7 protein-coding genes are annotated in these 12,364 nt (G+C 70.6%); 3 read left to right on the top strand and 4 right to left on the bottom strand.

Features of this window, described 5'->3' with window-relative positions; translation table 11 throughout:
- Window positions 1–247: 247 nt before the first annotated feature.
- The 4 genes from BL253_RS43030 to BL253_RS26520 form a co-directional block, all read right to left on the bottom strand.
- Complete coding sequence (locus tag BL253_RS43030) at window positions 248–520, bottom strand: hypothetical protein (RefSeq protein WP_198946406.1); 273 nt, start codon at window positions 518–520, stop codon at window positions 248–250.
- A gap of 460 nt (window positions 521–980) precedes the next feature.
- The gene (locus tag BL253_RS26540) at window positions 981–2,198 is read right to left on the bottom strand and encodes an EAL domain-containing protein (protein WP_076820035.1); all 1,218 of its coding nucleotides are present in this window, start codon (window positions 2,196–2,198) and stop codon (window positions 981–983) included.
- Window positions 2,199–2,773: 575 nt separating this feature from the next.
- Window positions 2,774–3,538 carry a hypothetical protein gene (locus BL253_RS41880; protein ID WP_131831576.1) on the bottom strand — a complete coding sequence of 255 codons (765 nt, stop codon included), beginning with the start codon at window positions 3,536–3,538 and terminating at the stop codon, window positions 2,774–2,776.
- Window positions 3,539–4,507: 969 nt separating this feature from the next.
- Window positions 4,508–8,755, bottom strand: a complete 4,248-nt coding sequence (locus tag BL253_RS26520) for a diguanylate cyclase domain-containing protein (protein WP_241835163.1) — start codon at window positions 8,753–8,755, stop codon at window positions 4,508–4,510.
- Between the two features lie 506 nt (window positions 8,756–9,261).
- On the opposite strand from BL253_RS26520, the gene BL253_RS45910 reads away from it, so the two are divergent.
- From BL253_RS45910 to BL253_RS26510, 3 genes are read left to right on the top strand one after another with little or no spacing between them, the layout of a single operon-like run.
- On the top strand, window positions 9,262–9,909 hold the full coding sequence (locus BL253_RS45910; RefSeq protein ID WP_241835161.1) for a ferredoxin: 648 nt from the start codon (window positions 9,262–9,264) through the stop codon (window positions 9,907–9,909).
- The gene (locus BL253_RS26515) at window positions 9,828–10,958 is read left to right on the top strand and encodes an NAD(P)/FAD-dependent oxidoreductase (protein WP_241835160.1); all 1,131 of its coding nucleotides are present in this window, start codon (window positions 9,828–9,830) and stop codon (window positions 10,956–10,958) included. Before BL253_RS45910 ends, BL253_RS26515 begins: the two co-directional genes overlap by 82 nt.
- A gap of 42 nt (window positions 10,959–11,000) precedes the next feature.
- Window positions 11,001–12,329, top strand: coding sequence for a cytochrome P450 (locus tag BL253_RS26510; RefSeq protein ID WP_241835159.1), 1,329 nt, complete (start codon window positions 11,001–11,003; stop codon window positions 12,327–12,329).
- The last annotated feature ends 35 nt before the right edge of the window (window positions 12,330–12,364 follow it).

Below are 12,364 nucleotides of genomic sequence, written 5' to 3'. Positions count from 1 at the left end.
CCCACACCTGCTCGACGGCTGCCTGGCCGCCACCGGCCTGACCCTGGAACCAGCATGATCAGCGGAATCGACACCACGGATTAAAGCTCGTTAACTTGACAGCCCCCTTCGACAACCATGGTTGTCGTCGGGGCCGACGGGCGGCCCGTGGGCGCGCCTCGGGTGCTCACTAAAGCGGTCGTCGGCAAGCGTCCTGTACTCGCGTCGCTGTCAACGCTGACGGCGCACCAAGGGCCGTACCGGGCCGTCAGCGCTGGGATCGGCCATGCTCACCTCGACGCTGCGCAGCCCGGTCGCGCAGGTCGGCGATAAGGTRCCCGGCGGCTTCGTTGCGGGTCCGGTAGCTGCGTCCCGGCGGGAACACCGAGACGAGTCCCGGTGCCAGCGGGAGCCATCCACGTGGACGGTTCCGTGTGGTGCTGGTGTAGTCAGGGCGCAAGGTGCCGCACTGCACGTCGCCGCCGAGGACGCGGTAGCCGGTGTCGATCCGTTCCAGGACGTATTCACTGTCCTCGGTCATAGCCACAGCGATGGCTATGGCTTGGTCCATCGCGGACGCCAGCGAGTCTGGCCGCGGACGCGGCTGGTCTGCCCCGCGCTGCCGAGAGGTGGCAGGATGCGCTGCGGCACGCCGCGGCCGGCGGCCGGCGTACTTCGGGGTAGAGCGATACGAACCCGTCCGCRTTGAAATTGTGGATCACGTCGCGGACCCGGTCCTCCGACGTGAACGTCACCTCGGCGATCTTCACCGGGGTCATGCCCTACACCGAGAGCAGGATCATCTGCGCTCGCCGCCAGGTCACCACCGACCCGACGACCTCCGCACGATCCGCAACAGCTTCTGTCCCTCGTCCGGGTCGATCTCCCGTACCCTCACTCGCTCTGCCACAGCCCGAGCATCCCGCCGGGTAATCCGATCATGCTGGCGGCACGCCACGAAGCGGGCCAACCTTGGCAGCTACCTAGTTCAGTACGGCCAGCTAGCCGGAGGCCCTACAGGCGACCGCGAGTGGGGCTGGTTTGCCGAGCAGGTAGCCCTGTCCGAAGGCTATACCGATCCCGGCGATCGCATCCCGTTCCTGGCAGGTCTCGATCCCCTCCGCGACCACAGCAGCGTTGATCTTGYCCGCCAGGTAGGCGATGCCCACTGCGAGTGCGCAGCGGGCAGGATCGTGTTCAAGGCCCTGAATGAGGACGTGGTCGATTTTAATGATGTGTGGCCGGAGCCGGATAAGCTGCTCAAGGCCGGAGTAGCCGGTGCCCGCGTCGTCGACTGCGACGCGCACTCCGCTATCGCGTAGGCAGTTGATACCCCGGACAGCGTCTGGGCTTTCGGTCCACCGTTCGTGTTCGGTCAACTCGATGATGAGACGGTCACGTTCCGGCAGGTCGCAGACCAGCGACGGCAGACTCTCGGAGACCGTGGGGGGCGAGGCATTGATCGCGAGTTTCATCGTGGGCGGGAGATCTGGGAGGGCCTTGAGTGCTTGCTTGGCGATGACCGTCTCCAGCTCCATTTGAAGATTGACGGCTCTGGCGTCCGCGAACCAGCCCTCGGTGTCGCGGGCGTTCCCGAAGCACGAAGACGGGAAACGGGACAACGCCTCGACCGCGACTGTCTCGCCGGTGGCCAGCTGTACCACGGGCTGATAGACGATGTGGGGCCCACCGGAGTCGATGAGACCGCTAATGCAGCGCCACACCCCGCTCCGCAGCTCCCACAGCYTGCGGAGATCCAGTAGATGCTCCTTAAGGAAAGACGCTATCAGGCACAGGAATCGACCCTCCCGCTGCGCCAGGTCTGGCATGCTCTGGTGTGCCAGGCAGGAAAGCATTCCGTAGGGTTCACCCTCTATATCCGTCAAACTTGTCATTGCATATGACCCGATATCCAGAGATCTTACGACGTCCAGTAGCGCTGCCCTTGGATCTCTACGAGCCTCGCCGGTGATAGCGCTAATGCGGCCGGCCTGGAGGTCGCGACAGAACTCTTTGTTGATCTTGAGGGTAACTCCTGAGGCAAGACCGAAACTCGCACCATCTCCGGCAACAACCTGTGTGACGAGCAGGCCGTCCCGCCAGATGGACAGTACCGCCACATCCATCCTCATATGCGAACAAAGTATACCCAGCAGGTCCTTCACTTTCTGGTCGGGTTCCAATACCTTTATGAGCGGCCCAAATGCCTCCTTCGTCATCGTTTTACCTCCTTCTAAGGCATGCTCCGGGCGATTTCTACCTACGGCATAATGTCTCAGTTCTCGACATACTCATGACATACCCAAAGGAGGGAGCGTAACCTGCGCACAGCCGGCGTGGCGTCCGGTCTGCGCAGGGTGAACGGATAGTGGCCAAGGATGTTGATGTGGGCGTCAACGAGCGGGAGAGCCAGGCGACATCCTCGCCGCGGACCGAGTGCCCGTCGGCGCGTAGCGCGGCGATGGCGGCGTCGCCGCAGCGGGTGCTCCCCAGCACGACGGTGTTGAGGATCGGGCCGAGCGCGCCGAGGACCTGTCCCGGGGTCCCAGTGGCCATCGGGTGCGGTGGGATGGCCTCGAACACCTCGACGGCGCCGAAGCTGACGGACATGCCGGGCATGGCAGTCTCCGGAGAACGTCAACGGCGGGATGTACTTCAGCTGCGAGGCGGTGCCGTTCGGCGGATACAAACAGAGCGGCCGACGAGGGCGAGTCGGTACGGATACAGCTGCAAACATGACCGGGGGCGATCATGAATGATCTCCACGACGGTCGCGCTCGAAATGTGATTTGTGCTAGCTGATCAGCGCGATGATCGGTGCCGATATGATCGACAGCAGGAATGGTACGACAGTCAGGCTAAGTATTATTCCGAGTTTTCTTCCACGCTTACCTTCGGTGCTAACTCTATTGCGGCCAGTTCTTAGCTCGACATCGGGCCACAGTTTCCGCAGGCGATCTATTACCCACGGGACTCCGGTAACGATTAGGCCGCCAATAACGCCGCCGAGCAAACCACCGAAGATCATGATCGGACCATTCGAGTCCGTCGATTTTTTGCCGTTCACGGTCTGCGTGTGGACGCCGATTTTCAACAAAAGAAAGTAAAATGCAGCCAGCAAGGTGAGGAATGCAAAATAGGAAGCTAGCTGGACGGCTCGAAGCTGCCTCTTTGACGGTCGATCTTCGTATCGAAGACGTTCAAACGCCTCCTCAAAGCGCCTCATGGTCCCATTTACCCAGGTGGTGCGCGTCCCCGACGCATTCACCTTGTTTCGCGGGTAGTAGCCGGTGCCGTGCTCCAAGCAGAGTTCGATGCTAGCGGCAGCGTCTCCGTATTTGCTATATCTGACGGTCATTCGGGAAATCATGTCGCGACCCAGTGGCCCGTTCATTGCGACAGTATCGTGAGTGCTGCCTTCATAGGTCGCGCCGACTGCATCAACCACKTAATGTTTGTGCCAATCATTCTCGGCGCCGATCTCCAGGGCGCATGCGCGAACTAGATTCGCCAGATCAACCAAGTCGTCGGGATCCAGTGTAACGCCCTGAACCTGCATCGATCTGCTCTCGCGTATTGCATTTTCTTGCGTGGACAGCGTCGCCTCTTGGTTGATGAGTTGTTATGAAATGCCCATATATAGGCAGCAAGATCATAGCAGCACCGTTCGGCGCCTGCATGTACCCGTCGTAGGCCCCAGTCGGCAAGGCTRCACGTCGGTGCCCCGACTGGCATCGCATCCCAGAACCCTGAGGCTAGAGAGCGGCATAGAGTCGTGCTCCGGTGGGATGCACTTACCGGTGGCCGGCTACGCCCGCGACGGGCAATGGGCGCCGAAGTCAGCATCTACGGGCGGCGTCGGCCRCAAAACCTGGCCTACCCGCCATACGCGGACCGGCCCTGGCGACCGGCGCGCTCTGCCCAGCCGCAGGCTCGCCGTGGGCCAGCCAACCGGGCCAGGTCGCGCTGGCATCACCGATGGCCTGGTCAGAATCRTGCCCACGCCAGGGACACAACCGAAGCGTTCCTCTCTCGATCGAGAGAGATCGTCCCGCAGACGCTTACGATAGCTAGCGAACGGTAGCAAAAATTAGCATCGTAGTTCTGGGACATGCACTGTGGGGGACATCGGTGCGCAGGTCGATCGGCGTGCCGTCCGGCCCGGGGACCGAGCCACCGGCCACGGTCGCCTCGACGTTCCTGGCCCCATCCTCGGCGACGCCGCCGTCGGTCACTGGCTCTCGTTCCTCTCCCGCGCGCACAGGGTGCCGCGCCGCCGGCGCCTCGCCTGCCGCCGGCGCCTCGCCTGCCGCCGGCGCCTCGCCTGCCGCCGGCGCCTCGCCTGCCGCCGCCGCCGCCGTGGTTAGGGCGGAGCCCGCCCGTCCGTAACCTATCCCGCTTGCGACATATCCGACACGGGTCGCGGCGCATCGTGACATCCGCCTGACGCGGGCGACCCGGCGGTCAACCTGCCGCTGCCCGCTGGTCACCAGTCAGTGGTCGTGCCCGGTGGTGGGAGGCCAGGCGGTCACGGGATGCGCCGGTCGGCTCTCGCGAGCACGACGCTCCCGCGGCCGCGGCGTTTGGCGTCGTACATGGCGAGGTCGGCGGCGCGGATGATCCGCAACGGGTCGGGGTAGGCGGTGGAGAGCGCGGCGCCGATCGTCGCGGCGACGGTCAGGACGGCCATCTTGGTCCGCAGCGGCTGGCGCAGCCCGGCGAGGATCCGCTGGGCGAGCTCGACGAGCTCGCCCTCSTCCGTGTCCGCGACGAGGATGCCGAACTCGTCACCGCCGAGCCGGGCCACGGTGTCGCCCGCCCGGACGGTGGCTTCCAGCCGCAGCGCGACGATCTCGAGGACCTCGTCGCCAGTGCCGTGGCCGTAGGTGTCGTTGACGGGCTTGAAGTTGTCCAGGTCGACGAACAGGACGCCGAAGGGCGAGGCACCCGTCTCCCAGGCACACCGGGAGGGCGACACGTCGGCGGATCCGGTCAGGACGCCGAGGCCAGCCCCCGGCCCGGAGCCGCCGGCGGGATCGTGCCCGTCCGGCCGCTCGGCGCACCGTCTGGACGCTCGCAGGGCGGCCGCGCCGAGACACCGGTCGAAGGCCACCCGGTTGGGCAGGCCGGTGAGCGGGTCGCGGTACGCGGCGGCGGTCAGCTCGTCCTGGAGCGCCTTGCGCTCGCCGATGTCGTGACAGGTGATCAGGACGCCGGACGTGTCCGAGCATGGCACCGACGCCAACGGGGACGCGGTGACGTCGAACCACCGGTACCGGCCGTCGGCGGCGCGGAGCCGGACGTCCTGCAGGGTCTCCGGACCGGCCTGCCAGGCCTCCGCGGCCGGGGGTGGAACCGCCGCGGCACCAGGCGAGCCCGCCGGGGCGCGAGGCGAGGCGCGGGGCGAGGCACGGGGCGAGGCACGGGGCGAGGCCCGCGGTGAGGCGGGCGACGGTGGTGGCAGCCTGCGGGCCGTGGCCCGGACGAAGGCGCGCAACCGCGCGGCGTCGTCGGGGTGGGCCAGGTCGGCGACGTCGTGGCCGGCCCAGTCGGTGGTCCGCTGGTCGAGGAGGCGGGTCACCGACGGCCCGACGACGTTGATCCGGCCGTCCGGGGCGGCGACGGCGACGATGTCGTGCGCGCCGCGCAGCAGCGCCTCGAACCGGTCGACGTCACGGCTCAGCGCCCGCCGGCGACGGTCGTCGGACGCGGCCACGGCGATCAGCGTGAACGCGACGATGCCGAGCAGGAGCCCGAGCCCGGGCAGCGAGCTGCCGAGGTCGTCGAAGACCGCGGTCCGGTCTCGTTGCAGGAGTGTGTAGTAGCCGGGGATCCGGCCGGTCGGTATCGCGAACGAGATCAGGCCCGGGTCGGCCGAGGGCACGGAGGTCGCCTCGCCCTCCGGCGGGAGCCTGGTCAGCGTCGCGGGATCGACGACGCGGCGGCCGATGAACGTGTTGTCCGAGCCGAAGCCGACGCGTCCGTTCCGGTCGACGAGTTCCAGGGAGCCCAGCGGGGCGAGCGACTGGAAGATCACCGTCGGTAGCCCGTGGTGGGCCGAGCGGCCGATGGCCAGCACGGCCACGGTCCTGCCGTCACGGATCACCGGCTCCAGCCCGTACACCCGCGCGGTCCTGGTGGCGTCGGCGGTGACGGGGGTCCACTGAGCCTGGCCCGCCATGACCGAGCGCCACAGCGCGCCCTGGGTGTCGACCGGCAGCGCCGCCTTCGCCGGCAGTGCTGAGAGAATCTGGCCGTCGGGGGAGGTCAGCAGCATGTCGGTGTCGGGCCCGCCCATGGCGGAGGCCGCGAACCGGCGCAGGATCTCGCGGTCGACCGTGGGGTTCGTGAAGCTCCACGGCGCGGCCGAGACGAGCGGCGCCAGCCGCCCTGGATCCAGGATCGTCGCCGCGGAGTCGTTGAACGCGGCCGCCACGGCACGGTTCTGGGCGAGGGCGGCGGCACGCGCGGTGCGCTGGGCGTCCGCCTCCTGCCGCAGGCCGATGCCGAGGATGCCGAGCAGGAGCGTCGCGACCGCCAGGATCGGGGCAAGGGAACGCAGCCAACTGGGCCAGGCCCGCCGTCGCCGACCGGCCACCCGAGCGGCGAGTCTGGCTCGGCCCGCGGCGGCCCGGCGCGGGCCGCGACCGCGTGCGGCGGCGTCGTCCCGCGGCGCGGCCCCCGCCGCGGCCGGTGCCATCTCCGCGGCGCCGGCGGTCCGCCGCGACACCGTCGCGGGCCGCGCGGACGGCGGCGCCGAACCGGCCCGTGGCGAGGGCGGAATGGCCGCCGCGGTCGCCTCGGAGAGGGCCGCGGCCGGGCCGGTGATGGGGGCGGGATCCGGCGCGAACACCGTACGTGGGCCGTACCCGGCACGTTTCGCCTTATACATGGCCTGGTCCGCGGCCCGCAGCAGCGCATCGGCATCGGCGACCGAAGCATGACCGTCGAGAGACGGCGTGCTCAGCGCGACGCCGATGCTGGCGCTGACCTGCACGGGGTCGGCCTGGTACGCCGAGGCGCCGCGCGTCCCCGCGTCCGGCGGGGGCAGGCTGATCGGCTGGGCGATGGCCGTGGCGAGACGCTCGGCGATCAGCCGCGCGGTCGCGGGTTCGGCGTCGCGCAGCAGCGCGCCGAACTCGTCACCGCCGAACCGGCAGGCGAGGTCGTTCGGGCGCAGGGTGGCGACGACGCGCTGGGCGACGACGCGTAGCACGTGGTCGCCGACGGCGTGGCCGTGGTCGTCGTTGATGGGCTTGAAGTCGTCGAGGTCGATGAACAGCAGCGCGTCCCGCGTGCCGTCGACGGCGGATGTCGTGAGCGCGCCGGCCAGGTGGGTGAGGAAGGTCGCGCGGTTGGGCAGGCCGGTCAGGGGGTCGTGCCTTGCCTGGTGGGCGAGGCGGTCCTGAAGGGCCTTGCGCTCGCCCACCTCGTGGCAGGTGATGACCACGCCGCCCAGGTCGTGGGTACCGCGCTCGTCGACGGCCGTGAGATCGAACCACCGGAAGCGCTCCGGGCCAGTGTCCGCGGTCGCCTCCGTGCCGGTGGTCGCCTCCGTGCCCGCGGTCGCCTCCGTGCCGGTGGCCGCCTGCTGGCTCGCGTCGCCGACAGKCGCGGATCCGTGCTCGGCACCGTTCGCGGCGCGCAGGCGGACGTCGACGAGGGTCGTCTCGCTTGGCGGGAGGCACGCGAGCGATGCCGCCACTCGGTCGCGGTCGTCGGGATGGACGAGGTCGAGCAGCGGCCGGTCGACCCACTCGGCGTCGGCCTGGCCCAGCAGCCGCCGTGCCGATGGGCTCATGAACACCACAGTCGAGCGGTCTCGGACGAGCACGATCACGTCATGGGTGTTGCCGAGCAGGTTGTGCAGCCGGGCGCGGGCCCGGCGGGCTCCCAGCTCGCGTAACGCGCCGAAGAGGACCAGCCCGAACACCGACCCCCCGAGCACGGCGGCGAGTGTGTGGTTCCGGCTGGCCTGCTGGTCGCGCAGGTCGCCGTAGAGCTGCTCGTTCGAGGCCTCGAACACGGTCACATAGCCGGTGGTCTGCTGCGCGGCGGCGATCGCGGTTCGTTCGTGGCCGTCGGCGCCGCGTGTCTGCCAGACCTTGGCATGGCCTGGTCGCAGGCCCGTCAGCTGGGCTGGGTCGACGATGCGTCTGCCCACCTCGGTCGACGCCCACGAGGAGATCGCGACGCCGTCGCGGTCCACCTGGGACAGCCCGCCCGCGCCGGCGCCGTTGCCGAGCACGCCGAGGCGCTCCTGGAACCGCTCCCCGGCGGTGTCGATGGACAGCGAGACGAGCACCGACCGCGGCTCGTCCTTCCCGGCCGCGAAGCCCTCGGCGGGGCTGGCGTCGGCGTGGATTGGGGCGAGCGCGGCGCGGACCACCTGGCCATCCGCATCGAATGCCGAGGACCAGCCGGGCTCGCCGCGCAGCGCGGCCCCCCAGGCGGGGCCCAGCTGGGCGGTGGGGATGGCCGCGCTGTCCGGGCGGGCCGCGATCACCCGTCCGGACAGGTCCAAAAGGGCGACGGCCACCGTCGGGTTGCCGGTTGGTGTGAGGTCGAAGGCCGCCAGCAGATCGGCGTCGTGGGCCGGATCGGTCAGGCTGAACCCGGCGCCGTCGACCATCGTCTGGAGAGCCTCTGGGTTGTCGGTCTGTGACCGGTAGTTCGCGATGCTCTCGACGAGGTCGACCCGGTTGGCCAGCCGGCCGTGCTCGGCGTTGCCAAGCTGCCAGCGTCCGACCAGCCCGGCGGCGAGCGCGAGCAGCACGGCGAGGACGGCACCGGTGATGAGGGGAACGGCCCGACCCGGCCGGCCCGCCCGCCACGGCCGGTTCCGCCGCCACCGACCCGGGTAGTCATCCTCGCCTAGGCGGCCACYGGCACCGCGCTGGGCGCCGGTGCTTTCGCCGGCGTCGCCATCCGTATGCCGTCTGCGCGACAGGGCGGTCGCGATGCGTGTCCATGTGGGGGCGGCGACCCTCGCGTCGGCGGGCTTCGCCGACCGGCTAGCCGAAACCATGCGGGTCGAGGCCGTGCCCCCTCCGATTCGGAGGCGCTGGACGTCCACGTTTTCATGGAGATCGCTGCCTGTACGCGAAGGACTACGTCAAGTTACGTGAAATGTGTGCCCTCGGGCAACCTCGTCGACCCTCTGGACGGTTCACCGGCCACGGAACCGGTGGCGGCCAGGGTTCCTACCAGCGGCGCGGGGCAGGAGTCCGGCAGCGTCGGGGTCGGACGCCCCCGAGCCGAGGTGACCCGGGGGGATTTCTCGTGAGACTCGTCGTTGACCTCACGCGCTGCCAGGGATATGCCCAGTGCGCGTTCCTCGCCCCGGATGTGTTCCGCATGCAGGGGGATGAGGCGCTCTGGTACGACCCGGAGCCCGACGACTCCCGGCGGGAGCAGGTTCTCAGGGCGGCGGCGGCCTGCCCGGTCCAGGCGCTGCGGGTCGAGCCGATCCGGACGCGTGACGGCGCCGGCCCCGGGCCGCCGGCTCGTGCCACCGCCACCGTCAGGGCCACGGCCACCGCCGGCGCTGGCACGGCCACTCGCGGCCGCACCGCCACTCGCGGCCGCACCGCCACCGGCGACGCCGACGCCGACGCCAGGAGGCGCGCCGCGCGGATCGTCATCGTCGGCGTCTCGGTCGCCGGCCTGCGCGCCGCGGCGGCGCTGCGGCGGGAGGGCCTCACCGGCCCCCTGACGCTGATCGGCGACGAGCCGTGCGAACCCTACGACCGGCCGCCGCTGTCCAAGCAGGTCCTGGACGGCTGGGTACCGGGCCGTCGGACCGCCCTGCCCGGCCCGACGACCTCGATGCCGAGTGGCGGCTCGGCGTGCGCGCGACCGGGCTCGATCTGGCCAGCAAGCGCGTCCTGCTCGCGGACGGCGAGGAGGTCGAGTTCGACCGGCTGCTGATCACCACCGGCGCGCGGGCGCGACCGTGGCCCCATCCAGGCGAGGCGGCCCTCGACGGCATGTTCGTCCTGCGTGGCCGGGACGACGCCGACGGCCTGCGGCGGCGGCTCGCCGCCGGGCCCCGCCGGGTGCTGGTCATCGGCGCCGGCTTCACCGGGTCGGAGGTCGCGTCGTCGTGCCGTGGGCTGGGGCTGCCGGTGACCGTCGCCGAGCGGGGCCCCGCGCCGCTGGTCGGAGCCCTCGGGCGGACGGTCGGCGCGGTCGCCGCGGACCTGCACCGCGACCACGGCGTCGACCTGCGCTGCGACGTCACGGTCACGGCGCTGGAGGGCGACCGGGCCGGCCGGCTGCGCCGCGCCCACCTGTCGGACGGCACGTCGCTCGACGTCGACGTGGCCGTCGCCGCGCTCGGCGGCGTCCGCAACGTCGAGTGGCTTGTGGACTCGGGGCTCGCGGCCGGGCCGTGGGGAGTCGCCTGCGACACCGGGTCGAGGGCCTTCACGGTCGACGGCATGGTCTGCGACGACGTCTTCGTCGCCGGCGACGTGGCACGGTTCCCGCACCCTCTCTACGACTTCCAGTTCCTCGCGCTCGAGCACTGGAGCAACGCGGTCGCGCAGGGCGAGATCGCGGCCCACAACATGATCAGCCCGCAGACCGAGCGCTGGCCGCATCTGGCGGTGCCCAGCTTCTGGTCGACCCAGTTCGGGATAGAGATCAAGTCCGTGGGCGTCCCCACCTTCGCCGACGAGGTCGTCATCGCGCAGGGCTCAGTCGCGGACCGCCGGTTCATCGCCGTCTACGGCTGCCGCGGCCGGGTCACCGCCGCGGTCGCCTTCGACCAGGGGAAATGGCTGGACTTCTACCAGGGCCTGATCGAGCGGGCGGCGCCGTTCCCGCCGGACTTCCGCCGCGTCGACCAGCCCGCGGCGCGGACCATGCCCGCGGAGATCCCGGACCGGCCGGCGCTCGTCCGGGAGGCCACGGTCATGGTGACCGGACATGACCCGTCCGCGCGGCGTGCCCGGTTCGTCCAGGCGGGCCGCTGAGCGAGCCGGCCACACGCCGTCGACAACTCGGAGGGCCGCCCTATGGCTATGGCGCCGGTCAGCGTCTTCGATCAGGTTCTCGACCACAGCAACCGTGCCGATCCGTACCCGCTCTACGCGGAGCTGCGCCGCACGCCGGTCAGCCGGGCGGACGACGGCGGCTTCGTCGTGAGCACGTACGCCGAGATCGTCGCGCTGCTGCATGACCCCCGGCTCAGCTCGGATCCCCGCAACCGCTCCGACCGCGAGGCCCTCGCCCCGGACGGCGCCACCGGGCCGCTGCCGCCCTCGTTCATCGCCCTCGACCCGCCCGAGCACGACCGGATCCGGCGGCTGCTGACCCGGCACTTCGGGCCGCCGCACAACCCCGACCGGGTCATCCGGCTGCTCCCCGAGATCACCGAGATCACCGGCGGCCTGGTGGACGGCCTGGCCGGTCGTGACCAGGTGGACCTCGTCGACGGGTTCGCCTACCCGCTCCCGGTCACGGTCATCTGCCGGCTGCTCGGGGTGCCCCGCGAGGACGAGCCGCGCTTCCGGGTCTGGGCCGGCGCCGTGGTCGAGGCCACCGACCCCGCCACCGGCGACCTGGCCACCCGGCGTGACCGGCGGACCAGGGCCCTGGCCGAGCTCGGGGAGTACCTCGGCGGCCTGGCCGACGCCCACCGGCGCGACCCCGGCGACGACATCCTGTCCGGGCTCGCCACCGATGCCGCTGCCGACGCGCGAGGCCGGCTCTCGCGCGGCGAGCTGATGATCAACACCGCGCTTCTCCTCATCGCCGGCCACGAGACCACCGTCAACCTCATCGCGAACGGCATGCTCGCCCTGCTGCGTCATCCCGACGTCGCGCATCGCCTGGCCCGGCAGCCCGACCTGGCCAGCCGGGTGGTCGAGGAGGTGCTGCGCCACGACCCACCGGTGCAGTTCCTGGGGAACCGCGGGGCCCTCGACGAGATCGAGATCGCCGGCACCGTCATCCCCCGCGGCGCGCCCGTCACCCTGGCGCTCGCGGCGGGCAACCGCGACCCCGCCCATGTCGCCGACCCCGACCGGTTCGACCCGGACCGGCGTTACATCGAGCATCTCGGTTTCGGCGGGGGAGTCCACTACTGCTTCGGCGCCCCGCTGGCCCGGATCGAGGCGCAGATCGCCCTGACGGAGCTCGTGCGCCGGCTGCGGAACCCCCGGCTGGTGGCCGACCCGCCGCCCTACCGGCCAAGCCCGCTCCTGCGCGGCCCCCGCCAGCTGCTGGTGGCGGTGGACGGCGTCGCCCCGGCGCCCCCGCCTCCCGGCGGCGTCCGACGCGCGGGCGACCGGTCGGGCGTCCGGCCACGGCCCGCGGCCGTCCGGTCGACGGCCTCCCGGTGACCTGAGCGAAACGTCCCCGCGGAACTCCTATGCCA

This window comes from Pseudofrankia asymbiotica (genome assembly GCF_001983105.1).
GTDB lineage: Bacteria > Actinomycetota > Actinomycetes > Frankiales > Frankiaceae > Pseudofrankia > Pseudofrankia asymbiotica.
This window is presented reverse-complemented; position numbering and strand designations above follow the sequence as displayed.

What these genes read in the sequence shown, in the direction of transcription:
- BL253_RS26510 (WP_241835159.1), top strand. Translation starts at nt 11,001, where the DNA reads ATGGCTATGGCGCCGGTCAGCGTCTTCGATCAGGTTCTCGACCACAGC.